Raw genomic sequence first — 24,856 nt, forward strand, 5'->3', positions numbered from 1 at the left:
TTGAAACACGGCCGGAATGATAACAGGCTCTCTTGCCGCAAGCCGCTTTCGGCCTGATAGGCAAGACCAATCGTTCACGCGCCATGCGCACAGAACGGCAAGTCTTGCCCCTGAGCGTCACAGGTTCTGCATCAGGCGCCGTACTCCGGCTACGTGTCGTCGGCTGACCGTCAACGCATCGCCATTGAGCCCTTTCAGGTACAGCTGGAAATGGCCCAGCGGCGTACGCTGCAAGCGCTCGATCCGCTCCCGCGCCACCAGGGCATTACGGTGAATACGGACGAATCGATCACCGAACTCGTCTTCCAAGGCCTTTAACGGCTCGTCCAGCAGGACCTCACCGTTACCGTGACGCAAGGTCACGTATTTGTGATCGGCAATGAAATACACCACGTCATCCAACGGAATCAGTTCAATACCTTTGCGGGTCCGTGCGCTGATATGGCTGCGCGGCCCTGGACCACCGCTGGACGGCGGCTTGGTCAAGGCAGCCAGCTGAACACGGTTAGGGCGCTCAGCTTTCTTCAAGGCCTCTTCAAGATCTTCCTGGCGTACTGGTTTGACCAGATACCCCACGGCGCTGACCTTGAAGGCCTCGACTGCAAATTCATCATGGGCGGTTACGAAAATAACCGCAGGCGGTGCTTCTCGCTCGCATAGTCGGGCAGCTACTTGTAGCCCGTCCAAACCTGGCATACGGATATCAAGCAATACGATATCCGGCTTCAGGTTTTCGACCAGGGCTAACGCTTCTTCGCCATTACTGGCGGAGGGCTCCAAGACTTTATAGCCGTCTAGTTGCCCAACCAGACGGGCCAGACGCTCGCGCGCCAACGGTTCGTCATCGACGATTAGGACGTTCATAGGCTCAGGCTTCCTGCGTGAGTCGCTCGCATGGATAGCGAAGACAGGTTATGTGCCGTTGGTCACGGCGTTCGATTTTGAGACTCGCTCCCGGGCCGAAAAGTGCCGTTAGTCGCGATTCGATATTAGTTAAAGCCTGCTTTGTACCTTTTGGTGGCCGAGGATGCTGCTCGGCCTGCTCATCGAATGGATTACTCATCGACAGTTCGAATATTCCTGCGACATAAGTCGCCTCAACCACTACACATCCTCCCTCGATTCGCGGCGCAATCCCATAAATCAAGGCGTTTTCAAGAAGCGGCTGCAGCGTTAGTTGTGGGATCGGCAGATCATCCGGTACACCATCAATGCGCCAATCGATCTTAAGACGGTCTCCCAAGCGTAGCTTCTCGATCTCCAGGTAGCGACGTGACAGTTCTAATTCTTCTGACCAGCGCACCCGGGTTCCCGGCTTGGACAGGCTGGCTCGAAAGAGGCTGGACAGGTCTAGCACGGCACGCTCGGCCTTGTCGGCATCAATGGCAATCAGGCTGGCAATGCTGTTCAGGCTGTTGAACAGGAAATGCGGGCGGATACGGGCCTGCAGCGACTCGATTCGGGCCTTGAGTTCGGCCTGTTGCTGGCGCCGCCATTGGCTTTGCAGGTAGAAATACCGCAGCATCAGGGCCGACATGATCAGTGCGATCAGTGCATGGCGCTCATAAAGCCTGACCTCGCCAGACTGCTGCATGGGCCCAGCCAGCTCCAGCCAGTCAGCCACGGCGGTGCAGGCAAGGGTCAGCCCTACGACGAGGGCGCAGCAGATTCCACCGGCCAAAGCAGGCTTCAGGCGGGCCAGAAAGGGCCGCAGGCGGCACAGAACAGCAGCAGAAAGCAGCACATTCCATTGCACGAACAGCGATACCAGCGCCAGCCGTATCCAGTTGAAAGAGCCAGTCAGCGGGTCGGCCAATACAAGCACCAGGACCAGCAATTCTGCCAGCACAATCAAGACGAGCAGGGCCTCCGGTTCGCATAGCTCCGGCACAAAAAACTCGTCAACCGGGGCAGGCCGGCGCTTAGTCAGGTATTTGATAGGCATGGTCAAAGTGTTTACTACTATCCGACGAACGGCAAGGTTGTTTTAAAGTTAACGAGATAACTGTGGTGCACGTTGCACCTGCACAAGGCTGTTATCATCCCGTTACGTCCATTCACGTTCAGTGCCATTTGCGAGCCCACTAATGAGCAACGAAAAAACCAATCAATCCTGGGGCGGTCGCTTCAGCGAACCCGTCGACGCCTTCGTCGCACGCTTTACCGCTTCGGTCGACTTCGATAAGCGCCTGTACCGCCACGACATCATGGGCTCCATCGCTCACGCCACCATGTTGGCCAAAGTGGGCGTACTGACGGATGCCGAACGCGATGCCATTGCAGACGGACTGAACCAGATCCAGCGCGAAATCGAGGCAGGCCAATTCGAATGGCGCGTCGATCTCGAAGACGTGCACATGAACATTGAAGCCCGTCTTACTGACCGTATCGGCATCACTGGCAAAAAACTTCACACTGGACGCAGCCGAAATGATCAAGTCGCGACAGATATTCGGTTGTGGCTGCGCGACGAGATCGATCTGATCCTGGCAGAGATCACCCGCTTGCAGCAGGGGCTGCTGGAGCAGGCCGAGCGTGAAGCCGACACCATCATGCCCGGCTTCACCCACCTGCAGACCGCACAGCCTGTGACATTCGGGCATCATTTGCTGGCCTGGTTCGAGATGCTTTCGCGCGACTTTGAGCGCCTGGTTGACTGCCGCAAGCGCGTGAATCGCATGCCATTGGGTAGCGCTGCGCTGGCCGGTACGACCTACCCGATCCAGCGTGAAATCACCTGCGAGCTGCTGGGCTTCGAGGCGGTGGGCGGCAACTCGCTGGATGGCGTGTCCGATCGCGACTTCGCCATCGAATTCTGTTCAGCCGCCTCGCTGGCCATGATGCACCTGTCACGCTTCTCCGAAGAGCTCGTGCTGTGGACGAGTGCTCAGTTCCAGTTCATCGACCTGCCCGACCGCTTCTGCACCGGCTCCTCGATCATGCCGCAAAAGAAGAACCCGGATGTGCCGGAGCTGGTACGTGGCAAAACAGGCCGCGTATTCGGTGCTCTGACGGGCCTGCTGACGCTAATGAAGGGCCAGCCGCTGGCCTACAACAAGGACAACCAGGAAGACAAAGAGCCGCTGTTTGATGCAGCTGACACGCTGCGTGATTCCCTGCGCGCCTTTGCCGACATGATCCCGGCCATCAAGCCCAAGCGCGAGATCATGCGCGAAGCGGCCCGCCGCGGCTTCTCCACGGCCACTGACCTTGCAGACTACCTGGTGCGTAAAGGCCTGCCCTTCCGCGACTGTCACGAGATCGTGGGCCATGCGGTGAAGTATGGGGTGGACTCCGGCAAGGATCTGGCCGAGATGAGCCTGGACGAGCTGCGCCGCTTCAGCGACCAGATCGAGCAGGACGTCTTCGAAGTGCTGACGCTGGAGGGTTCGGTCAACGCCCGTAACCACATTGGAGGCACCGCACCTGAGCAAGTACGCGCCGCCGTTCAGCGCGGCCGGGCATTACTCGCCAGCCGGTAATGGATACAGGGCGCCATAGGCACTGTGGCGCCCTGTCAGTCTCACGCCTGCCCTGAGCGCTTGAGCGCACGACCGCCCAGTGCGGACCAGTCCAGATGCCCCTCCCCCTGGGCTACGGCTTCCAGCAGGTTGTCTCGCAGTACACTGCCAAACGGCAGCGGTACGTTTTTCGCTTGCCCAGCACTGAGTGCCAACCCTACATCCTTCAGGCCAAGGGTCAGCTTGAAGGCGGCAGGCTCAAAACGCTGTTCGGCAATCATCGCACCGTAGTTTTTGTAAGCCGGTGCCGCAAACAGGGTATTGGTCAGGATATTCAGCAGATCGGCCGGTTCGACGCCATAGCTCTTGGTCAGGGCAGACGCCTCTCCCATCGTCTCGATAGCACTTGCCAACATGAAGTTGCCTGCAATCTTGACGATGTTCGCCCGTAGCGGGTCCTCACCTAATGGCCATGTGGTCTGGCCCATTACATCCAACAGTGGCTGTACCTTGCTTACCGCAGCCTGCGGACCTGCTACCACAATATTCAGGTTACCAGCGACCGCCACATCGGTGCGTCCAAAGACCGGCGCAGAGATGTACTCGACGCCCACCTTGGCATGATGCTCGATCAGCTCGGACACAAAGGCCACTGACAACGTGGCCATGCTGAGGTGGATTACACCGGCCCGTGCGTTATCCAGTGCCCCGCTTTCAAGAATGACGGCGCGGGTAGAGGCATCGTCCGCCAGCATGGAAACCACTACCTCCGCGTCGAACGCGTCAGCGGGCTCACTGGCAGCCTTGGCGCCCTGGCCTACCAACTCTTGAACCGGCTCCTGCGAGCGATTCCAGACCAGAACCTCATGACCGGCCTTGATCAGGTTGCCGGCCATGCCCTTGCCCATTCCGCCTAAACCGATAAATCCGATACGCATGACACTCTCCTCGCTGCTCAATGGCTAAGTGGTGGATTGACCATCATGCCAGGCGAGTTGTGCCCTGCTTATCGATAAAACGCCCGATCAGGCGCTTTCGAGACGCTTTCGGACCATTGCCAAGAAGCTACTCATGGACTGAGCTTTCTCTTCATAGAGCTGCTGCACATGCGCATTTTGCTTCAGGCGATCCAGCAGTGCCTGAGCGGCAGGAAAACCCGCCATCAGATCAAGACTGAACAACTGTTCGGCGACACCACGGGCAAGGTCAATGCTGTAGAGAAAGTAGATATCGGCCAGGGTCAGGGTATCGCCTGCCACATAAGGCGAGAACGAGCCCTGCCGCTTGAGCGTAGCAATTCCCGACCTGAGTTCGTGCTGTGCCTTTTCCTTGATGGCCTCATTTACTTTGGCACCAAAGAAAACCTCTGGATAACACTGACGGGCCGGTAGCTCGATATACAGCTCGATCTCACGCATAAGTGTTCGCACTCGGGCGCGTGCGAAGGGATCGGCGGGCAACAGCGGCGTTCCTGGCTGAGTCTCCTCAATGTATTCCAGAATTACGCTGGTTTCGCTGATAAAGCCATGTTCGGTCTCCAGCACCGGCACCTTGCCGCACGGACTGATGGTGAGAAATTGCTCGTCCTGGCTGGGGAAAACCGTGACGGATTCGAACTCCAGCCCCTTTTCAAGCAACGCAAACTTGACCATGTTGTAATAGTTGCTGACTGGAAACCCATAGAGCTTGAGCATTCGACATGCCTCCAAGGCATTGGACAGATAAGCCAGATAACCGTAGACGCCTAACGCGCCGGTGGAAAGCTTTTCTTGTACAAGACTTTGCCTTTCGCTCTCAAACCGGAACTCTGCAAGACCTGATAAGCCCTAAAGAAGGAGCCTTCCCTGAACAGGAGCGATTTACATGATGAGCCCTACGGGAGCCGCGCATCCCCGTACGGACAAGGCGGATACACTCTTTGGCAACCTTCGGGAGCAACTTGATTTCTACCGCGCGGAGATCCAGTTCGAGTCGTCAATGCTGTCCAACCGGACCAACGCTTACCTGTCTTCGCAATCCTTTCTAATGATTGCGTTCGCCTCATCGATGAGTAACACCAATAGCCAATGGGGTGATCAGTTCACGCTGTGCGTGCCTACCCTGCTGGCGCTTCTAGGCTTGGTTACCTCAATTCACGCCTGGCCTGGAATCAAAGCTGCCTTTGAGGTGATTGAGCATTGGCATCGAAAGCAATGCGAATTACTGGACAGCCTGAACGAGCCCTGTGTTTCAAGTGTGACCCCGCTCTACGGAGCAGGAAACGAACCCCTGAACGGCAGTCGCTATCGTAAATCGCTGCTCTTTTCGCTGCGCTCACCCCTCATTTTCAGTGTGGTGTGGGCATTCCTGGGTGTGCTGGCTGTCTCGCTTCATCTCCTGTACGGATAGCCGTGAGCAGCTTCCTCTGTTAGGCTCCGCGCCCGGTCTTGAAACCGACTGCACTCAAGGAGCGTTACCATGAAGGATCTACTGACATTCGACTCGATGCTTACGCCGAAGATCATCACCCTGCTGTACTGGCTGGGCCTGATCATGACCACCCTGGCCGGCCTGGGCTACATGTTTACCCAGAGTTTTATCCTCGGCCTCATCATGCTGGTGGGCGGCCTTATCGGCACGCGGATCTGGTGTGAATTGCTGATCGTGATCTTCAAGATCAATCAAAACCTGCAAACGCTGGCCAATAAGGCCAATACGACCGGCGAATAACGGCTAACAGCCGCTCGTCGACTCTTATTTAATTTTTCTCAAGACCGGCCGATGGCATGGCGCACTTTCCTTCGGACAGGATGCCATGACCACGATAACCGATCGACTCTCCTCTGCACTGAACGTAGCGTTTCAACCTATACCTACCGCTTCGCTGTCTGCAAAACCTACTGGCACTGATGACTCTACCGCCTCCGTTGAAAAAAGCGGAAAAAGCGAGGACCTGACGCTTGAAGGCGGAATTGCGAGCGGTGGCAAGATCCAAAGTAGCGGTGACGCTGATACCCTGCTCGAAAAGCTGAAGAAGACCATCAAGGATCTGGAAAAGCAGCTGCAACGCGCGCAGAAAGAATTGCAGCAGGCACAGGCCAGTAATGCGTCGGAACAGGAAAAGCAGCTGCGGATACAGGCGGCGCAGATGGAAATCAGCAGCGTGACCGCCTCGCTGCAACAGGCCTATGCGGCGCTGCTCCAGGCTACCAGCGGCAGCACTGGATCAGTTGTGAGCACGACAGCCTGACCCGCTACAGCCAGCCGCGGAATTTGAACCAGGCGTACGGAATGATGGCCGATACCACCATTCCTACCAGTGCGAGCGGGTAGCCGAAGTGCCAACCCAACTCGGGCATGTTTTCAAAGTTCATCCCGTACACCGTACCTACCAGGGTGGGCGGTAGAAACAGAACGGCAGCAATCGAGAACACCTTGATGATGCCGTTCTGCTCGATATTGATCAGCCCCAGGGTCGCATCCAGCAGAAAGCTGATCTCATTGTTCATGCGGTTCTGGTAGTCCCCCAGTGAACGGGAGTCCCGCTCGACCGTTTTCATCCAAGCCTTGGCTTCACGGCAGATCCATTCGCTGGCAGCTCGGTGCAGGTAGCTGAGCAATCGATTAATGCCCAAGAGGCTATCGCTCAACCGGGCAAGCAACAGGCTGCTGCGTCCTAATTGTTTCAAAATGGATTGCAGGTCTGACTTAGGTTCCTTGGGGCCTTCCTCATCAGGCTTGGGCTCCCGGAAAATAGCGTTGGCCAGCCGGTTATGATGGGCCTGAACCGACTCCAGAATATCGGCGATCCGGTCGACGAGACTGTCGAGAAGCGAGATAAAGATCGTATCGCTGCGTTTATGCAAACCCGGATGCTGGCTCAGCTTGGTACGAAAGGCATGAAACGCCGACAATTCGGCATAGCGCACGGTCACGAGCCAGTCAGGCGTCAGGACAAAGTTGAGCACCGAGCCCGTCGGCTGCTGCTCGCTAAAGCCACTGACCACCGTCGTAGTCATGTGCAAGGCGCGCTCACTCTCGTACAGACGGGACGATTCCTCGATTTCAGCCATCTCTTCCCGAGTCGGAATATTCACGGCCAAGCTCTTTTCCAGGAACTGCTCTTCTTCATCGGTGGGCGATAAAAGATCGATCCACAAGGCATCCTGGGGGAGAGGCTCATCGGGTGTGATGGTCTTAGGGGTTAACATACCGTTAACGAGGGTGTAGCAGGTAATCATTGCTGCTTGAACTCCATTATCTGCCAGTGACTGGCATTAACTGTCCTGAGTGAACCAATACCATGTCTGACCATAATGAGAACGAAGAATCCTTTGTTGAATCACATCTGATCTCGGCGATCGAGAACCAGCTAGCGGCTGGAGAGCCGCCGTTTACCCAGGCCGTCCTTAACAAATTGACCCTGGTAGGCCACGAGCGCGAAGAGATTATCCATATGATGGCTATCGTGCTGGCCAATGAAATCGAAACCATGATGATTGAAGATCGCCCCTTCGACACGGCCCGCTACGAGCAATTGTTGCGGGCACTCCCAGACTTGCCGGAAACCGGCACGGACGTCGAATAGCGCAGAGCGGGCTGCTGATCAGTGGTTTTGGACAGGCGGTAGCGCCCAGCGAGACGAACGCACTGTGAACCAGTCGTACTTTATGGGCACGACTGGTACGCTTGCGGCTTAGCTATGGACCTGTCATGACCCGCTTCCCTGATCTTCAACTGGATGACGACGAGGGCATCGATCGCAAAGCCCTTAAGCAGGTACGTGCGCGCTTTCTGACCATCAATACCGGTCGCCTCGTTCGCGCCCTGGAAGGCTTGCCCAGCCGCCAGCAGCCTGTGTTGACCCTGCTGCCGCTGTTGTTGCACGTCAATCATCCCCTGTTACCAGGCTATGTATCGGCTAACACACCGGCTGGCCTGACTGGCTTCGAGCCTGCCGACGAGCAATTGGCAGAGGCCCGCCGCCTGACCCGCTCCTTTGTCTACAAGCCTGCCCGTACCCACCGGGACGAGCCGCTGCATGGCCTCTACCTCATGGGTAGCCTGGGCACGCTGACCCAGGCCGACAGCAGCGACCTGGACATGTGGCTCTGCCATGCACCCGGCATGAGCGCACAAGCGCTCAGCGAGCTGCAACGTAAGTGTGCGTTGCTCGAAACCTGGGCGGCTTCGCTCAATGCTGAGCTGCATATCTTTCTGATCGATGCTGACCAATTTCGCCTGGGCCAGCGCCCGGGGCTTCTGACTTCGGACGATTGCGGTACGGCGCAGCACTTCCTGCTGCTTGACGAGTTCTACCGCACCGCCATCTGGCTAGGCGGCCGCACGCCGCTATGGTGGCAGGTACCCGTCGCACAGGAGGAAAGCGATTACGAAGGCTTCACACAACGGCTGCTAAACCACCGCTTCATCAAGGCGCGTGAGGTGCTGGACCTTGGCCACATTGACCATATTCCGGCGGGCGAATACATCGGTGCGGGCCTATGGCAATTGTTCAAGGGTATCGGCTCGCCCTACAAATCGGTTTTGAAGCTCATGGTGACCGAGCTATATGCGTGTGAGCATCCGCACACCATTACGCTCAGCCGCCGCCTCAAGCAACTGGTCCATGCAGGCGTTACGGATCTCGATCGGGTCGACCCGTACATGCTGGCGTACCAGCGTCTGGAAGAATACCTGCTCTTGCGCGGCGACCATGATCGACTCGAACTGGTCCGCCGCTGCCTGTACCTCAAGGTTGGCAAGCCCCTCAGTCGCCCACCCCGGCAGGGCCGCAAAAGCTGGCAGCGTCTGCGGATGGAAAAGCTGACGCAGTCCTGGGGCTGGGATGAGCACATGCTGCGCAAGCTGGACGAGCGCCAGGGCTGGAAAGTAGATGATGTCAGCGCTGAGCGGCGTATCCTGGTCAATGCCCTTACCCACAGCTACCGGTTCTTAGCCCAGTTTGCCCAGCAGCAACAGGTCGAAAGTCATCTCAACCCGCGTGATCTGAATATCCTGGGCCGCCGCCTGTACGCAGCGTTCGAGCGCAAGGCCGGCAAGATCGACTTCATCAACCCGGGCATTGCGCCAGACCTGGCTGAGGAGTTCGTTACCCTGGTGCAGGAGGAGCGCCCCTTTGGCGAGCGTCGTCGCCCGTGGTCGCTGCATCGCGGCAACCTGACGACAGAGGAGTGTCACTCCCATTCACCGCTCAAGCGCACCTGGGAGCTGGCTGAACTGCTTGCCTGGTGTCGCCACAACGGCATTATTGACAATGCCACGCGCCTCACCCTGCATAGCGGTGAAAGCGACCTTACCGTTTTCGAGCTCAACAACCTGATCCAGAGCCTCCAGCAGAGCTTTACAGACCGCCCGGATACCGTGCCGGAAGCTGTATTGCTAAGCCCGGCGGCACCTCGTGAGGTGCTGCTGCTGATCAATGTGGGCGTCGATCCGCTTTACCAGCACAGCCAGCGCAACGTCTATCTCACGAGTGACCGTATTGACGCCTTGGGCTATGCTGGCATGCGTGAAAACCTTGTGCTGACGCTGGATCAGATCACGCTCAACAGCTGGAATGAGCTACACGTCAATCGCTTCGAAGGGGCCAATGCCCTGCTCGACTGCCTGTGCGCCTATTTCAATAGTCTGCCTTCATCCGAAAGTGAGCCGCTGCCTCGCCTGACGATTCGCAGCTTTTGTCGAAACCGGGCACCACTGATCGTGGAGCGCGTAGAAGCGGTGTTCGAAGAGGTCCGCACAGCCATGCTGCGCGAGCACAGGACGCGTTACTTGCTACAGATCCAGCAGCGTTTCCACATGCTGGATCGGCGCGATGGCAAGTTGAACCATACCCCCCTGGCGGATCGAGACTCCCTGCTGATGCATCTGTCCGCTCTGCAACAGGAATGGACCCCTCTGAGCCTTGATCCTCATGCATTGGAAGGCGATGAGCTTGGTCTGATCCTGCCGCTGGGGCGCATGGGTAGCATTCAGGTGTTTTATCGCCAGGAAAGCGAGACGGCGCGGGTCTATGTGCTGGATGAGCGCAATACGCTGTGGTCACAGCGCCTGCCCTTCCATGATGAGCACACGTTGCTGGCGCCGCTACAGCGCTTTCTGAACTCCATCCATCGAAGACAGAGCGCTCAGGTGCCAATAGAGGCAGATCGAATTCCCCGGGTAGAAATGCACTACTTTCAAGTCTTGCCACCAGCCCCTCAGCGAGCGCAGCACTTAGAGCGTCGTCAGGTCAATCTGCCGCTGGAAACGGTACCGTACTACGCCGTTCAGGCTATTGTCACGGCCACTAAAACAGGCCGTCGACTGGTAACGCTGTATTGCGATCATCGTGAGTTTTCCGAACTGGAATACGGCCCCTTGCTCTATCGAGAGGTGGCGCGCCATATCCTGGCACGCCGCCGTACCGGAGAGCGTTACCGCTGCTACCTGACGGACCTGGATCTCCTGCATCTGCCTGGCGAGCCTCGCCCGCATACTCTGGCGTACCTGACACTTAAGGCCGAGCTGGAAGACGCGCTCAATCAAGCATTCGAAGCGGTCTGATCAAGAGCCGACCGCTTTGGCCGTCGGCTCCAGCTCCAGCAGCGACAGGTGCAGCGTTTTGCCACCCGGTGCTGCACACTCAACACGCTGCCCCACAGTTTGACCCAGCAGTGCGCTGCCCACAGGCGTCAGCACTGATACCGTACCTTCTTCCCGAGCTTCGCTGGGATAGACCAAGCGCAAATGGTACTCCTTGCCACTGCCCTCTTCGCGGCAATGTACCTGGGAATGCATGGTCACGACGCCCTCTGCCTCGTCGGGCGATACGACTTTGGCGCGCTCCAATTCCTCCTCGAGCGCTTCAGCGGCTGGGCCGAACTCTTCAAGGCTATCGAGCAGGCGGTCGAGCTGCTGGTAGTCAGTCTGCGTGATGATGGGCTGAGCGATCTGGCGCATGATGCCTCCTTTGGCGGCTGGGTGTCGGAAACGGGCATGCAGCAGCGGCTACAGGCGGCGCTTCGAAGGGTGAGCTGGCATGTCGCATGCCGAAACGGATGCCGCACAGGCGGCAGTGGGAATGCAGCGCTGTGCTGCGGATGATCTGACCGTAACACAAGGATCAGGGCAGACGGAACCACCGGTCAGCTAGTGGCGGATCGGTGGTCCCTACGCGCCTGAGCCGCCAGAATGATGGCCCGACGCTCCTCGGCCGACGCTTCGCCCCAAGCCAGGATCTCGTCCAGCGTACGACCGCATCCCAGGCAGATATCCTGACTGCTCAGGCAGCAGCGCCGAACGCAGGGTGAGGCAACCAACTCGGCGTCCTCACCCGGCAAAGTCGAATTAGAGCTGGCTGAAATCGAGCTCATCGCCTGTTTGCTCGCGAATAACACGGGTCAACAGCTCGCCCAACGGCTCCTTTGTACTGTCGCAAATCCACTGGTTGCCCGCTTCGTTATAGTCAAAGTGATAGCCGCCCGAACGCGCGGCCACCCACAGCTGTTTTAGCGGGGGCTGGCGGCTCAGGATGACCTGACTGCCATTTTCCAGGCGAATGGTGAGAACACCGGCACTGTTTTCCAGATCCAGGTCCAGATCGCTGTCATCGAGGATGTCTTCGACCGCTTGCTGGGTGGTATCGACAAGATCGTGGAAGCGGGCTTCGCTCAGACTGCTCATGGGGTTCCTTGAATCGGTATTGAAAAGAGCATCGACGTTACCCCGCCGACCGCGCCCCGTCCAGTCGCAAAGATAGCCATACTGCAAGGCTCGTCGAGCTTGCGCGCCGTTACATAGGCAAGGGGGCAGGTGCCGGGTATACTCCGGGGCAATCATGCTTTTCAAGGATTCGCCATGAAGCGCCTTTCCCTTGCTCTAATTGCTTTCGCATGCCTGCTGGCAGGCTGCGGCCAAAAAGGTGACCTGTATCTTCCAGACGATCAAAAAGCGGCTCGCGAGCATCGCCACGACACGTTCTGATCAGGGAGCCTTTCATGGAGTCATTTACTTCCCGCGCAGGTAGTCTGCATGCGGAAGGTGTGTCGCTGAGCGCTATTGCAGCGCGTTTCGGCACACCCACTTATGTATATTCCCGGGCGCACATCGAAGGCCAGTATCGTGCCTATACCGATGCGCTGGCCGGGCTGCCCCACCTTGTCTGCTTTGCCGTCAAGGCCAACTCCAACCTGGGCGTGCTAAACGTTCTGGCCCGCCAGGGCGCAGGGTTCGACATCGTCTCTCGTGGCGAACTCGAACGTGTACTGGCTGCCGGCGGCGAAGCCAGCAAGGTGGTGTTTTCCGGCGTTGGCAAGACGCGCGATGACATGCGCCGTGCGCTGGAAGTCGGCGTGCACTGCTTTAACGTCGAATCGCGTAACGAGCTTGAGCGTCTGCAGGAAGTCGCTGCCGAGATGGGTTGCAAGGCGCCTGTCTCGCTGCGTGTGAACCCTGATGTAGATGCTGGCACGCACCCGTATATCTCTACTGGTCTCAAGGAAAACAAGTTTGGTATCGACATCGCCGAAGCCGAGGCTGTCTATGCCCGTGCGGCGGAGCTGCCAAACCTTGAGATCGTTGGGGTGGACTGCCATATCGGCTCCCAGCTCACAACGCTCGAACCCTTCATTGATGCACTGGATCGTCTGTTGGCGCTAGTCGACCGGCTGGCCGGGCGCGGCATCACAATTCGTCATCTGGACCTGGGCGGCGGATTGGGTGTGCGTTACCGCGACGAGCAGCCGCCGCTGGCGAGTGACTACATCAAGGCCATCCGCGAGCGCATTGCCGGACGTAACCTTGGACTTGTCTTCGAGCCGGGCCGCTTCATTGTTGCCAATGCCGGTGTGCTGCTCTCCCGCGTGGAATACCTCAAGCACACCGAGCACAAGGATTTCGCCATTATCGATGCAGCCATGAACGACCTGATTCGCCCGGCGCTCTACGACGCCTGGATGGATGTCGTACCGGTCACGCCTCGTGACGGTGAGACCCGCACCTATGATCTGGTGGGCCCGATTTGCGAAACCGGTGATTTCCTGGCCAAGGGGCGCGATCTGGTTCTGGCGGAAGGTGATCTTCTGGCAATCTGCTCTGCAGGCGCTTATGGCTTTACCATGAGTTCGAATTACAACAGTCGCGGTCGTGCGGCTGAGGTGCTGGTAGATGGCGAGCAGGCCTTCGAGGTGCGCCGCCGTGAGACGGTTGAGGAACTCTATGCAGGCGAAAGCCGGCTGCCGGAGTGATCTCTCATGCTATTGCGGTTTACCAAGATGCATGGTCTTGGCAATGACTTCATGGTCCTTGACCTGATCAGCCAGCACGCGCACATCCAGCCCAAGCACGCCCGGCAATGGGGCGATCGGCATACGGGTGTCGGCTTTGACCAGCTCTTGATCGTCGAAACGCCAAGTAACCCGGATGTCGATTTCCGTTATCGGATTTTCAATTCCGACGGGTCGGAAGTCGAGCAGTGCGGCAATGGTGCGCGCTGCTTTGCCCGCTTTGTCTTCGACAAGCGCCTGACGGTCAAGAAGGTCATCAAGGTCGAGACCAAGGGCGGCATCATCGAGCTGCGGCTGCGCAACGACAATCAGGTGACGGTCGACATGGGCGCACCGCGCCTTGAGCCGAAACAGATTCCGTTTGAAGCTGAAGGCGAGGCGATCAGCTACCCGGTACAGGTCGAGGGTCGGACCATCGAACTTGCCGCAGTCTCCATGGGTAATCCCCACGGCGTGCTGCGGGTCGATAATGTCGATACCGCACCGGTGCATGAGCTCGGCCCCAAACTTGAGCATCACCCCCGCTTTCCGAACCGGGCCAATATCGGCTTTCTTCAGATCATCGATGAACACCGGGCGCGCCTGCGCGTCTGGGAGCGCGGTGCCGGAGAAACCCAAGCCTGCGGGACGGGCGCCTGTGCGGCCGTGGTTGCAGGTATTCGCCAGGGTTGGCTAAATTCGCCCGTACAGATCGAGTTGCCCGGCGGCCTGCTCGATATCGAATGGGCCGGTCCCGGCAAGCCGGTACTCATGACCGGACCCGCCGTCCGTGTATACGAAGGCCAAGTACGTTTATGACTGACCAAACGCCACCGCTTGATGCCGACCAGGTTGCAGCCTGGCTGGAACAGCATCCGGACTTCTTTGCGGACCGCGAAGACCTGCTCGCCGAGATGCGCATTCCACACCAGCGCGGCACGGCGGTCTCCCTCGTGGAGCGCCAGCTGGGTCTGCTGCGGGATCGCAACGTCGAAATGCGCCATCGGCTGGCACATCTGATGGATGTGGCCCGTGATAATGACCGGTTGTTTGATAAAACCCGCCGTCTCGTGCTTGACCTCATGGATGCCAACACCTTGGAAGATGTGATCAGCACCGTCGAAGACAGCTTGCGCCATGAGTTCAAGGTGCCTTATGTCGGGCTGATTCTGTTCCACGAATCGCCCTTGCCGGTAGGTCGCAGCGTGACCAGCGCCGAGGCGCATCAGTGTATTGGCGGACTGCTATCGGGCGGTAAGGCGGTCAGCGGGGCGTTGCGCTCACATGAGCTGAAGTTCCTATTTGGCGAAGCCGCGCAGGACGAGGTTGGATCGGCCGCGGTTGCGCCCTTGATTCACCAAGGCATGCATGGCGTACTCGCCATTGGCAGCCCCGACCCACAGCATTACAAGAGCTCACTAGGCACGGTGTTTCTAACCCATGTTGCCGAAGTGTTGTCTCGCGCCCTGCTGCGCTTTCCCACTCCTCTTCGCTCGGTACGCTGACATGGAAGAACGCCTCGACGCTTACTGCCAACACCTACGCAGCGAGCGTCAGGTGTCGGTCCATACCCTTGACGGCTACCGTCGTGACCTGCTGAAACTCCTGGCATTCTGCCGCGAAGAACAGCTCACCGACTGGAACAACCTTGACGCCCGCCGGCTGCGTGCGCTCATCGTTCAGCTGCACCGCAAAGGCCAGTCCAGCCGCAGCCTTTCCCGTCTGCTCTCGGCTATCCGGGGCTTTTACCAATATCTTATCCGCGAAGGCATCTGCCAGCATGATCCCGCCAATGGCGTCAGTGCGCCCAAAGGCCAGAAGCAGCTGCCCAAAAACCTCGACGTAGACCGTACCACCCAACTTCTGGATGGCGCGGTAGAGGATGATTTCATCGCCCTGCGTGACCAGGCGATGCTTGAACTCTTTTACTCGTCCGGCCTGCGTCTGTCCGAACTGGTCGGATTGGATATCGTTGATCTGGACCTTAAGGACGGATTGATCAGCGTGCGCGGCAAAGGTAACAAGCGCCGTATCGTCCCGGTGGGCAGCAAGGCGCGAGCGGCTATAGAGCGCTGGTTGCCGCAACGTGCTCTGGCAGCTCAGGATGATGCTGTCTTTATCGGCCAGAGCGGCCGTCGGCTTACGCCACGGGCGATTCAGCTGCGCGTCCGCGAGGCCGGTGTGCGCGAGCTGGGCCAACACCTGCACCCGCACATGCTGCGCCACAGCTTTGCCAGTCACATGCTGGAAACCTCACGCGATCTGCGGGCGGTGCAGGAATTGCTGGGCCATGCGGATATCGGCACGACTCAGATCTATACCCATCTGGATTTTCAGCACTTGGCACAGGTCTATGATGATGCCCATCCACGTGCCAAGCGAAAGACAGAATCCACATGACTATCCGCCTGATTACATTCGATCTCGACGACACCCTATGGGACATTGCCCCGGTTATTCATAGCGCCGAAACCGCTTTAAGAACCTGGATGGAGACCCATGCGTCACGGCTGGGCCCGGTTCCGGTCGAGCATCTGTGGCAAATCAGGGACCGCTTGCTGGAGCATGATCCCGGACTCAGGCACCGCGTCAGCGAACTGCGCCGCCGTGTTATTCATGGGGCCTTGCAGGATACGGGCTACGAAGAGCCGGAGGCCGGCCAGCTGGCCGAAGCCGGTTTCGCTGTCTATCTGGCGGCTCGCCAGCAGGTCACGCTATACGAGGACGTGCACGAGACGCTGGAGCAGTTGTCGCTGCGCTACGACCTGGGCGTGTTGACCAATGGCAACGCCGATGTTCATGAGATTGGCCTGGCCGACTACTTTCGCTTTGCCCTGTGTGCTGAAGAGCTGGGCATTGGCAAACCCGACCCGCACCCCTTCAACGAAGCGCTACGCCGGGCTGGGGTTACTGCCGATGCTGCTGTCCATGTGGGCGACAACCCTATCGACGACATTCAGGGTGCCCAGCAGGCCGGAATACGAGCCATCTGGTTCAACCCTGCCGGCAAGCCGTGGGTGGGTGAGAATACACCCGATGCCGAGATCCGTAGCCTCAACGAGCTGCCAGCCGTTCTCGAACGGTGGAGCTAGGCTATGGGATGGATCAGTCCTGGTCGAAAGACTGATCCATCACCAGCGCAGGCTGCTCATGGCGTGGAGTGCCAACCGGTCGAGCCGGATTGCCAACCACTGTGGTATGCGGGGCGACCGGCTTGAGTACGATACTGCCCGCGCCTACCTTCGCACCTTCGCCGATTTCGATATTGCCCAGGATCTTCGCCCCAGCGCCAATCATTACACCGCGCCGTACTTTTGGATGGCGGTCACCACACTCCTTGCCTGTCCCGCCCAGCGTGACCGACTGCAGAATGGAAACATCGTCCTCCACCACCGCCGTCTCGCCGATCACGATACCCGTACCATGGTCGAGCATGATGCCCTGCCCAATGCGGCTGGCCGGATGGATATCTACGCCCAGCGTCTCGTTACAGCGAGCCTGGATATAGAGCGGCAGCATACGGTGGCCGTCGAGCCAGAGGCGGTGCCCGAGACGGTAGGCCTGGATAGCCAAGAACCCCTTGGAGAACAGAAAGACCTCCAGCAGGGTAACGAAGGCGGGGTCACGGGTGACGGTAGCCTCAAGGTCGGACCAAGCGCTTTCAACCAGCTCGGGGTGTTCACGCTGCACACTCACAAAGCGCTCTTCAAGCGTCTGACGCTGCACCGCATCGACAGTAAGCGTTCGGCTCAGACGAAAGGCCAGAGCACTCCCCAGCGCTTTCTGCTCCAGGATGGATTCGGTCAGCCAAGGCTCCAGGGCGCGCTCCTGGATGATGGCGCTGGAAGCAAGGTCAAGCAGGCTCTGCCAGCGCGCCTGAGAAGTCGGAGTCGAGGTCATTGGTATGGGGTCTTCCTGCAGATGGGCCGCACAGGATAATCCTCACACCAAAATTCGCCAGATATAAAAAACCCGCCATAGAGACGGGTTTTTAAATCATATCGGGCGGCTGCCGTATTTGCTGTCCGGCTTTTTAGGCGGGTCAGCAACGACATTTGCGTCAATCTCCTGCACTTTGCCACCACGGGCCAGGAATTCCTCCATGGCTCTGGCGAGCGCATCACGCTCCTTCTGCTTGGCCTCGATGGAGGGCAACTCCTCGGGCTCAGCTTCTTTTTTCTTCTTCCCTTTGCCTGCAGCAGGTTCCGCTTCAGCACTATCGTCGACTTCTACGTCAGGCTCGTCTGCCGAAGCAGCAAAGTCCTCGGTATCGTCATCGTCAGTGGACTCCAGGTCGTCCTGTTCCAGCTCTTCATCACTCATAAAAAACCCTCGAAAACCAGGTTAGTTACTGACCAGCCGCGAGTTTGACGTGGCTGCTCAAGAAAAATTCATGCTGGCATACCTTGCAAGGTAGCCACTATCCGACGAGCGCCACCATGGTCGCGGTGCTCACCCAGGTAAATCCCCTGCCACGTCCCTAGCGCCAGCCTTCCGGCTTGCACAGGAATGGTCAGACTGCAGCCCAGAAGGCTGCTTTTGAAGTGCGCCGGTAGATCGTCCGGCCCTTCATAATCATGTTCGTAACCCGGCACGTCCTGCGGCACGAGACGGTTGAAGAACCGCTCGAAATCACGACGCACCGCACTGTCGGCATTCTCGTTGATCGTCAACGAGGCCGACGTGTGCTGCAGCCACAGGTTGAGCAGCCCGATCTGACAACTTTCCAGCTCGGGCAACGCTGACTCCACCTCATCCGTGATGAGATGAAATCCACGGTTGCGGGCGCGCAGCGTGATCTGTCGCTGATGCCACATGGTGGACTCCTAGGCGTGCTGGGCGCGCATTCTAGCGCGGCTTCAAAAAAAACAAAGAGGCTCTTTAAAGTTGACGTTCAGACCGGGCTGGCGCGCGGGTGTTCCGGGCAGCAGCGCACGAAAAATGACTTTATTCGCCACACACGAAAAGAGCGCCCAAGGGCGCTCTTTTTGCCGACCAACGGTGGTTGGTTCGCTATTACATATTGTAACCGCGCTCGTTGTGTAGCGTCAGGTCCAGACCGACAGCTTCTTCCTCATCACTGACACGCAAGCCCATGACCATATCGATCACTTTCAAAATGACAAAGGTCAGGATGCCGGTGTACACCAGCGTGAACAGAACACCCTTGAGCTGGATCCATAGCTGGCCGCCGATATCGGTCACGGCACCAAAGCCGCCCAGGGCAGGCGCCGCGAAGATACCGGTCAGCAGTGCGCCTACGATACCGCCAACGCCATGCACGCCAAAGGCGTCCAGGGAGTCGTCATAGCCTAGCTTGCGCTTGAGGCTGGTGGCGCAGAAGAAGCAGATCACGCCAGCGACTGCACCAATAATCAGCGCACCCATCGGGCCAACCGTACCGGCGGCTGGCGTGATAGCGACCAGACCGGCTACCACACCCGAGGCAATACCCAGGGCGCTTGGCTTACCATGAGTGACCCATTCGGCAAACATCCAGGCGAGAGCTGCAGAGGCGGTGGCAATCTGCGTAACCAGCATGGCCATACCTGCCGTACCATTGGCGGCTAAAGCGGAGCCTGCGTTGAAACCAAACCAGCCGATCCACAGCATGGCAGCGCCCATCAGGGTATAGCCCAGGTTATGGGGAGCCATTGGCGTCGTTGGATAGCCTTTACGCTTGCCCAGTACCAGAGCAGCCACGAGACCGGCAATACCGGCGTTGATGTGAACCACGGTGCCGCCTGCGAAATCCAGTACGCCCCAGTCCCACATCAGGCCACCGTCACCGCTCCAGACCATATGTGCGATCGGCGCATAGACCAGCGTAAACCAGGCGCCGGTAAAGACCAGCATGGCAGAGAACTTCATGCGTTCGGCGAATGCACCCACAATCAGAGCCGGGGTGATGATCGCAAAGGTCATCTGGAAGGTGACGAAAATGCTTTCAGGGAACAGCGCGGCCGGACCTGTCAGTCCATCATGGGTGATGGAACTCAGGAAAGCCTTGCCGAAGCCGCCAATAAAGGAATTAAGGTTGGTTACACCCTTCTCCATGCCAGTCGTATCAAAGGCAAGGCTGTAACCGTAGATCATCCAGAGAATGCTGATCAGCCCGGTAATGGCGAAGCATTGCATCATGACCGACAGGATATTCTTGGCGCGAACCATGCCGCCATAAAACAGCGCTAGGCCCGGAATAGTCATGAAAAGCACGAGTGCTGTAGACACCAGCATCCACGCCGTATCGCCGCTATTTAACGTCGGCTCCGCCGCTGCTTCCTGAGCCATGGCAAGGCCCGGCATAGCGAGGGACAAAAGGGCTCCTAGCCCTGCGTACTTGCGCAGAGTCATGATGTTCTCCTGGGGCTTTGGGGGGGTATGGAGTACGGTGTTTTTAAATAGCGTCGGTATCGGTTTCGCCGGTCCTGATACGAATGGCTTGTTCCAGATTCACAACGAAAATCTTGCCGTCACCGATCTTGCCGGTGTTGGCTGCCTTGGTGATGGCCTCAATGACACGGTCGAGCTGGTCATCGGCAATGGCAACATCGATCTTCACCTTTGGCAGAAAATCGACCACATACTCGGCCCCGCGATACAGCTCCGTATGCCCCTTCTGGCGACCGAAACCCTTGACCTCGGTGACGGTGATGCCCTGAACGCCGATCTCGGACAACGACTCGCGAACGTCGTCGAGCTTGAACGGCTTGATGATGGCGGTGACTAGTTTCATAAACTTCTCCCGAAAAATGGACTTGCCCCAGGAACGAACCCCGTCTCAAGTCTAAGCGCAGTCTGTGGCTTTGTAACGTCGCACCGCTCTAAAACGGTTCGCCGCCACCCTTGCCTGCCCTACGAAGCGCTCACCGCTTCGCTTCCGCATCGATAGTGTTTGGTGCATCTGTCATAGCCGCTAAAGCAGAAACCTTGCCATCTCGTGCAAAGCCGCATGGCGTAACGCCTGTATGGGCTTTTAACGAGAGAGATAAAACCGTTTTCGCAGCAGATCGCACCATCCTGGCGCATAACGCTCGGGAGGAGCGCACAAAAAACGTGCAGATGTTCGGCATCGTGGCGCTGGAAAGGAGCGTGATACACTGGTTCAAACTTTTTAAATGGATGAAGCGTATGTTCCCACCTAAAGCGCTACTCGACTCCCTGACCCAGCAAGCCAGCCGCCTGTTTGGTGAAGGCTCGCCCCGTGCCGATATCGAAAATCAGTTCAAGGCGCTGATGCAGAGCGGCTTTAGCAAGCTTGACCTGGTTAGCCGTGAGGAATTCGACAGCCAGATGCTGGTACTCGAACGCACCCGCGCCCGTCTTGAGGCATTGGAAGCCCGCCTGGCCAACCTAGAAGGGCAGAACCAACCTGCCTCAGCGGCTCAGCCTGCGCAGGACGCTCCGACTTCAGCCAAAATGGCCTTCCAGAACAACAAACCGGAATCCACCCCGCCGAACGCCGAATAACCCGGCCGGCGGGACATTGATCAAGGAGTGATCATGTCTCTCGCCATCGTTTGCAGCCGCGCCCAGGTAGGCGTGGAAGCCCCCTGCGTTACCGTAGAAGCGCATCTGGCCAATGGCCTACCGGCACTTACCCTGGTAGGTTTGCCGGAAACAGCTGTCAAGGAAAGCAAGGACCGCGTTCGCAGCGCCATCCTTAACTCTGGCTTCGATTTCCCGGCACGCCGCATCACCCTTAACCTAGCCCCTGCCGATCTACCCAAAGACGGTGGCCGCTTCGATCTTGCCATTGCCTTAGGCATCCTGGCGGCCAGCGCACAGCTGCCCGCAGATGCCTTGGCAGATATCGAATGCCTGGGTGAACTGGCGCTTTCCGGTGCACTGCGCCCCGTCCAGGGCGTGCTACCCGCGGCGCTTGCTGCGCGCGAGGCTGGACGTACGCTGATCGTGCCTCATGAAAACGCCGAGGAAGCCAGCCTGGCTGGTGGGCTCAAGGTCATTGCAGCAGGCCATCTGTTGGAGATCGCTGCGCACTTTGCAGGGCAAACACCTATTACACCCTACGAGGCACAAGGGCTAAGGCGACAAGAGCGGCCCTATCCCGACCTTATCGATGTGCAAGGTCAGGCAGCAGCCAAGCGCGCATTGGTGGTTGCGGCCGCAGGCTCGCACAACCTGCTGTTAGCCGGCCCGCCAGGAACAGGCAAAACCCTTCTGGCCAGCCGCTTGCCTGGTTTGCTTCCACCGCTAAATGAAGTCGAAGCCCTGGAAGTGGCAGCCATTCATTCGGTGGCGAGCCACACGCCTATGGCTCACTGGCCGCAACGGCCGTTTCGCCAACCGCACCATTCTGCCTCAGGCCCGGCTCTGGTCGGCGGTGGGAGCCGCCCCCGCCCCGGTGAAATCACTCTGGCGCATCAGGGTGTGCTGTTTCTAGATGAGTTGCCCGAGTTTGATCGCAAGGTGCTAGAAGTGCTGCGCGAACCGCTGGAGAGTGGCGAGATTGTGATTTCTCGCGCCCGGGATCGGGTGCGCTTTCCGGCCCGCTTTCAGCTGGTAGCCGCTATGAACCCCTGTCCATGCGGCTATCTAGGCGATCCTGCCGGTCGCTGCCGCTGCTCACCTGACCAGGTACAGCGCTATCGTGGTAAACTTTCCGGTCCACTGCTGGACCGAATCGACATGCATATCACTGTCGCCCGGGAAAGCGTGCGTCTAGGCGGCTCTGACACAAAGAACGATTCCAGCCGCCTCAGCACGCAACAGGCTGCCGAACAGGTCGCCGCCGCTCGTGAGCGGCAACTGGCTCGCCAAGGGGTGGCGAATGCCTTTCTGGATTTGCGTGCCTTGCACCAGCACTGTGCATTGACGGCAGACGACCAGCGGTGGATCGAGAGCGCAGGTGAACGGCTGGGGCTGTCCCTGCGCGCCCTGCACCGAGTAATCAAGGTGGCACGTACGTTAGCTGATCTTGCAGCAGAGCCGCAGATTTTGCGGTCTCATCTTGCTGAAGCATTGCAGTACAGACCCACGAGTGCCTGAGGTGTCCTGAACGACAACGACCTCACGTTTGAATGCCGACCCTCGGAGCGGGTCGGCTAGGCACTCCTTTGCAGCCACCTTGGCGCCGACAGAAAAGGAGAAAGTGCCTGATGGCCACCGAAAGCCAATCACCACCTACCCGTACCCTCAATCCCCCGGTTTTTTGGGGCTCTACCTTCCTCATCCTGGCCCTAGTTATTTATGCCAGCGCCTTTCACGAAAACGCGCAAACCACGTTTGGCCTGATTCAGGGCTGGATCATCGATAATGTCAGTTGGTTCTACATCCTGGCCGTTGCGCTTATTTTGCTTACGGTCGTATTTTTAGGGATGAGCCGCTATGGCGATATCAAGCTAGGCCCAGACCATAGTGAGCCGGACTACAGCAGTACCACCTGGTTTGCCATGCTGTTTTCAGCAGGCATGGGTATCGGTCTGATGTTCTTTGGCGTGGCCGAGCCGGTCATGCACTTTCTGTCGCCGCCCACTGGCCAGGCTGGAACTGTGGACGCTGCTCGTGAGGCAATGATCATCACGTTCTTCCATTGGGGCCTGCATGCCTGGTCCATCTATGCCATCGTGGCGTTGATCCTGGCCTACTTCAGCTTCCGTCACGGCCTGCCGCTAACGCTGCGCTCAGCGTTGTATCCCCTGATTGGCGAACGTATCTACGGGCCAATCGGCCATGCGGTTGATATCTTCGCCATTCTGGGGACCGTCCTGGGTGTGGCAACATCTCTAGGCTTTGGCGTCGCGCAGATCAATACCGGCCTCAACTACCTGTTCGGCCTGGAAGTGTCAGTACCAGTGCAGATCGGTCTGATCATTGCCACCACCGCGCTGGCGACCCTGTCGGTCGCAACCGGTCTGGACAAAGGGGTTCGCCGCTTGTCGGAACTGAACCTGGGCCTGGCTGTGCTACTGCTCCTTATGGTGCTGGTCCTGGGGCCAACCGTGTTCATCATGCAGACCTTTGTGCAGAACACTGGTGGGTATCTCACCGAGATTGTCAGCCGCACCTTCAACCTCTACGCCTACAAGCCTAACGACTGGATCGGGGGCTGGACGCTGTTCTATTGGGGTTGGTGGCTGGCCTGGTCTCCCTTCGTAGGTTTGTTCATTGCCCGTATCTCACGCGGCCGTACGATCCGCGAGTTTGTCTCTGGCGTGTTGCTGGTACCGGCAGGCTTTACCTTGTTCTGGATGACAGTCTTTGGCGATACCGCCATTCACATGATTTCCTGGCAAGGAGTTACGTCGCTGGGCGATGCCGTAAACAAGGACAGCTCACTGGCGCTCTTTGCCTTCCTTGAGCATTTCCCCTTTGCATCAGCCATTTCCATGGTAGCCATCATCATGGTCGTGGTGTTCTTCATCACCTCGGCAGACTCTGGTGCAATGGTGGTCGACATGCTCGCCTCCGGCGGACTAGACAAGACACCTGTCTGGCAGCGGGTATTCTGGGCCTGCTGTATGGGTGTCGTCGCGATTGCACTGCTCCTGGCGGACGGGCTGAAGGCACTTCAGACAGCCACCATTGCAACGGCCCTGCCATTTACTATCGCATTGCTTTGTTCAATGTGGGGGTTGCTCAAGGCATTGAAACTTGATGCCACCAAACGGGGTATCCGCTATCAGGCGCTCAATATCTCTCGCCCCGCCCCTCGTTCAGCTGGCGGCTGGCAGCGCCGTTTACGTAACCTTGCCATGTTTCCCCGCCGTACCCACGTGGTGCGCTTTATCGGAGAGGTGGTCAAGCCTGCGTGCGAATCCGTCGCTGAAGAGTTACGCAAGCAGAGCTATCTGGTCAATGTAAAGGACGGCGACGATGGGCGTGTTCGCATTGAAGTAGGCCCTGAAGAGAACCCTGAGTTCGTGTATGAGGTGCGCCCGCGCGCCTACGCCATGCCAAGCTTTGTCATGGGCGATACGCAAAGTGATCAGAACGAGCGAGAGGATCGCAAATACTTCCGCGCCGACGTGCACTTGAAGGAAGGAGGTCAGGATTATGATGTCATGGGCTGGAGCCGTGACGACATAATTGGCGATATCCTGGATCAGTACGAGCGCCATATGCACTTCCTGCATATCGTTCGCTAAAAGCAGAAGCCATAAAAAAGCCGGTGCATGCACCGGCTTT

Annotated in this window: 27 protein-coding genes and 1 pseudogene; 15 read left to right on the forward strand and 13 right to left on the reverse strand. The window is 58.2% G+C overall.

Translation table 11 applies throughout. The features are described from left to right. Positions 1-117: 117 nt before the first annotated feature. Together IEX86_RS10435 and IEX86_RS10440 are read right to left on the reverse strand one after the other, a co-directional pair. Positions 118-864 (reverse strand): LytR/AlgR family response regulator transcription factor, encoded by a 747-nt coding sequence (locus IEX86_RS10435; protein ID WP_188866063.1) that lies wholly within the window; start codon positions 862-864, stop codon positions 118-120. A gap of 4 nt (positions 865-868) precedes the next feature. Continuing rightward, entirely contained in the window at positions 869-1,945 is a 1,077-nt protein-coding gene (locus IEX86_RS10440) for a sensor histidine kinase (protein ID WP_188866064.1), read from the reverse strand. Positions 1,946-2,087: 142 nt separating this feature from the next. On the opposite strand from IEX86_RS10440, the gene argH reads away from it, so the two are divergent. Then, positions 2,088-3,482, forward strand: coding sequence for an argininosuccinate lyase (gene argH, locus IEX86_RS10445; protein ID WP_188866065.1), 1,395 nt, complete (start codon positions 2,088-2,090; stop codon positions 3,480-3,482). Positions 3,483-3,523: 41 nt separating this feature from the next. Here the strand turns inward: argH and IEX86_RS10450 are convergent, their stop codons facing one another. Together IEX86_RS10450 and IEX86_RS10455 are read right to left on the reverse strand one after the other, a co-directional pair. Next, complete coding sequence (locus IEX86_RS10450) at positions 3,524-4,399, reverse strand: NAD(P)-dependent oxidoreductase (RefSeq protein WP_188866066.1); 876 nt, start codon at positions 4,397-4,399, stop codon at positions 3,524-3,526. Between the two features lie 87 nt (positions 4,400-4,486). Further along, a complete protein-coding gene (locus IEX86_RS10455) occupies positions 4,487-5,155 on the reverse strand; it encodes a glutathione S-transferase family protein (RefSeq protein WP_188866067.1) in 669 nt (222 codons plus the stop codon). Positions 5,156-5,324: 169 nt separating this feature from the next. Here IEX86_RS10455 and IEX86_RS10460 point away from each other — a divergent pair, with 169 nt between their 5' ends. From IEX86_RS10460 to IEX86_RS10470, 3 genes are all read left to right on the forward strand, one after another. Next, positions 5,325-5,849, forward strand: a complete 525-nt coding sequence (locus tag IEX86_RS10460) for a RipA family octameric membrane protein (RefSeq protein ID WP_188866068.1) — start codon at positions 5,325-5,327, stop codon at positions 5,847-5,849. Positions 5,850-5,918: 69 nt separating this feature from the next. Then, positions 5,919-6,170 carry a DUF4282 domain-containing protein gene (locus tag IEX86_RS10465; RefSeq protein WP_188866069.1) on the forward strand — a complete coding sequence of 84 codons (252 nt, stop codon included), beginning with the start codon at positions 5,919-5,921 and terminating at the stop codon, positions 6,168-6,170. An 85-nt stretch (positions 6,171-6,255) separates the two neighbouring features. Next, the gene (locus IEX86_RS10470) at positions 6,256-6,690 is read left to right on the forward strand and encodes a hypothetical protein (RefSeq protein WP_188866070.1); all 435 of its coding nucleotides are present in this window, start codon (positions 6,256-6,258) and stop codon (positions 6,688-6,690) included. A gap of 4 nt (positions 6,691-6,694) precedes the next feature. On the opposite strand, the gene IEX86_RS10475 is transcribed toward IEX86_RS10470, so the two are convergent. Next, positions 6,695-7,681 carry a magnesium transporter CorA family protein gene (locus tag IEX86_RS10475; RefSeq protein ID WP_188866071.1) on the reverse strand — a complete coding sequence of 329 codons (987 nt, stop codon included), beginning with the start codon at positions 7,679-7,681 and terminating at the stop codon, positions 6,695-6,697. Between the two features lie 62 nt (positions 7,682-7,743). Between IEX86_RS10475 and IEX86_RS10480 the strand changes: the two genes are divergently transcribed. Together IEX86_RS10480 and IEX86_RS10485 are read left to right on the forward strand one after the other, a co-directional pair. Then, positions 7,744-8,028, forward strand: coding sequence for a hypothetical protein (locus tag IEX86_RS10480; protein ID WP_188866072.1), 285 nt, complete (start codon positions 7,744-7,746; stop codon positions 8,026-8,028). Between the two features lie 125 nt (positions 8,029-8,153). Beyond that, on the forward strand, positions 8,154-11,009 hold the full coding sequence (locus tag IEX86_RS10485) for a class I adenylate cyclase (protein WP_188866073.1): 2,856 nt from the start codon (positions 8,154-8,156) through the stop codon (positions 11,007-11,009). On the opposite strand, the gene rnk is transcribed toward IEX86_RS10485, so the two are convergent. From rnk to cyaY, 3 genes are all read right to left on the reverse strand, one after another. Continuing rightward, positions 11,010-11,405: a nucleoside diphosphate kinase regulator gene (gene rnk, locus IEX86_RS10490; protein ID WP_188866074.1), complete on the reverse strand. Its 396-nt coding sequence runs from the start codon at positions 11,403-11,405 to the stop codon at positions 11,010-11,012. A 185-nt stretch (positions 11,406-11,590) separates the two neighbouring features. Continuing rightward, positions 11,591-11,818, reverse strand: coding sequence for a DUF1289 domain-containing protein (locus IEX86_RS10495; protein ID WP_188866075.1), 228 nt, complete (start codon positions 11,816-11,818; stop codon positions 11,591-11,593). Beyond that, the gene (gene cyaY / locus IEX86_RS10500) at positions 11,793-12,128 is read right to left on the reverse strand and encodes an iron donor protein CyaY (protein WP_188866076.1); all 336 of its coding nucleotides are present in this window, start codon (positions 12,126-12,128) and stop codon (positions 11,793-11,795) included. The genes IEX86_RS10495 and cyaY overlap by 26 nt, the downstream gene beginning before the upstream one ends. A gap of 174 nt (positions 12,129-12,302) precedes the next feature. On the opposite strand from cyaY, the gene lptM reads away from it, so the two are divergent. The 6 genes from lptM to IEX86_RS10530 are packed head-to-tail and all read left to right on the forward strand — an operon-like array spanning position 12,303 to position 16,800. Beyond that, positions 12,303-12,428, forward strand: coding sequence for an LPS translocon maturation chaperone LptM (gene lptM / locus IEX86_RS10505; RefSeq protein WP_188866077.1), 126 nt, complete (start codon positions 12,303-12,305; stop codon positions 12,426-12,428). 14 nt (positions 12,429-12,442) lie between these two features. Further along, positions 12,443-13,690 (forward strand): diaminopimelate decarboxylase, encoded by a 1,248-nt coding sequence (gene lysA / locus IEX86_RS10510; protein WP_188866078.1) that lies wholly within the window; start codon positions 12,443-12,445, stop codon positions 13,688-13,690. A gap of 6 nt (positions 13,691-13,696) precedes the next feature. Continuing rightward, on the forward strand, positions 13,697-14,527 hold the full coding sequence (gene dapF / locus IEX86_RS10515; protein ID WP_188866079.1) for a diaminopimelate epimerase: 831 nt from the start codon (positions 13,697-13,699) through the stop codon (positions 14,525-14,527). Continuing rightward, a complete protein-coding gene (locus tag IEX86_RS10520) occupies positions 14,524-15,213 on the forward strand; it encodes a DUF484 family protein (RefSeq protein WP_074821270.1) in 690 nt (229 codons plus the stop codon). Before dapF ends, IEX86_RS10520 begins: the two co-directional genes overlap by 4 nt. 1 nt (position 15,214) lies before the next feature. Next, positions 15,215-16,108, forward strand: a complete 894-nt coding sequence (gene xerC, locus IEX86_RS10525) for a tyrosine recombinase XerC (RefSeq protein WP_188866080.1) — start codon at positions 15,215-15,217, stop codon at positions 16,106-16,108. Beyond that, the gene (locus IEX86_RS10530) at positions 16,105-16,800 is read left to right on the forward strand and encodes an HAD family hydrolase (RefSeq protein ID WP_188866081.1); all 696 of its coding nucleotides are present in this window, start codon (positions 16,105-16,107) and stop codon (positions 16,798-16,800) included. Before xerC ends, IEX86_RS10530 begins: the two co-directional genes overlap by 4 nt. A 13-nt stretch (positions 16,801-16,813) precedes the next feature. On the opposite strand, the gene cysE is transcribed toward IEX86_RS10530, so the two are convergent. From cysE to glnK, 5 genes are all read right to left on the reverse strand, one after another. Next, complete coding sequence (gene cysE / locus IEX86_RS10535) at positions 16,814-17,608, reverse strand: serine O-acetyltransferase (protein WP_188866082.1); 795 nt, start codon at positions 17,606-17,608, stop codon at positions 16,814-16,816. Between the two features lie 96 nt (positions 17,609-17,704). After that, positions 17,705-18,031, reverse strand: coding sequence for a dormancy-specific transcriptional regulator SutA (gene sutA / locus IEX86_RS10540; RefSeq protein WP_188866083.1), 327 nt, complete (start codon positions 18,029-18,031; stop codon positions 17,705-17,707). A gap of 68 nt (positions 18,032-18,099) precedes the next feature. Further along, positions 18,100-18,525 (reverse strand): secondary thiamine-phosphate synthase enzyme YjbQ, encoded by a 426-nt coding sequence (locus IEX86_RS10545; protein WP_188866084.1) that lies wholly within the window; start codon positions 18,523-18,525, stop codon positions 18,100-18,102. Positions 18,526-18,724: 199 nt separating this feature from the next. Then, the gene (locus IEX86_RS10550; protein WP_188866085.1) at positions 18,725-20,062 is read right to left on the reverse strand and encodes an ammonium transporter; all 1,338 of its coding nucleotides are present in this window, start codon (positions 20,060-20,062) and stop codon (positions 18,725-18,727) included. A 43-nt stretch (positions 20,063-20,105) separates the two neighbouring features. Next, positions 20,106-20,444: a P-II family nitrogen regulator gene (gene glnK / locus IEX86_RS10555; RefSeq protein WP_003096476.1), complete on the reverse strand. Its 339-nt coding sequence runs from the start codon at positions 20,442-20,444 to the stop codon at positions 20,106-20,108. A 395-nt stretch (positions 20,445-20,839) separates the two neighbouring features. On the opposite strand from glnK, the pseudogene IEX86_RS10560 reads away from it, so the two are divergent. From IEX86_RS10560 to IEX86_RS10570, 3 genes and pseudogenes are all read left to right on the forward strand, one after another. Continuing rightward, positions 20,840-21,082: pseudogene (locus tag IEX86_RS10560) on the forward strand (accessory factor UbiK family protein); the annotation flags it as partial. Between the two features lie 129 nt (positions 21,083-21,211). Next, a complete protein-coding gene (locus tag IEX86_RS10565) occupies positions 21,212-22,717 on the forward strand; it encodes a YifB family Mg chelatase-like AAA ATPase (RefSeq protein ID WP_188866086.1) in 1,506 nt (501 codons plus the stop codon). 110 nt (positions 22,718-22,827) lie between these two features. Next, positions 22,828-24,816, forward strand: a complete 1,989-nt coding sequence (locus IEX86_RS10570; protein ID WP_188866087.1) for a BCCT family transporter — start codon at positions 22,828-22,830, stop codon at positions 24,814-24,816. The last annotated feature ends 40 nt before the right edge of the window (positions 24,817-24,856 follow it).

This window comes from Pseudomonas asuensis (genome assembly GCF_014646755.1).
GTDB classification, from domain to species: domain Bacteria; phylum Pseudomonadota; class Gammaproteobacteria; order Pseudomonadales; family Pseudomonadaceae; genus Chryseomonas; species Chryseomonas asuensis.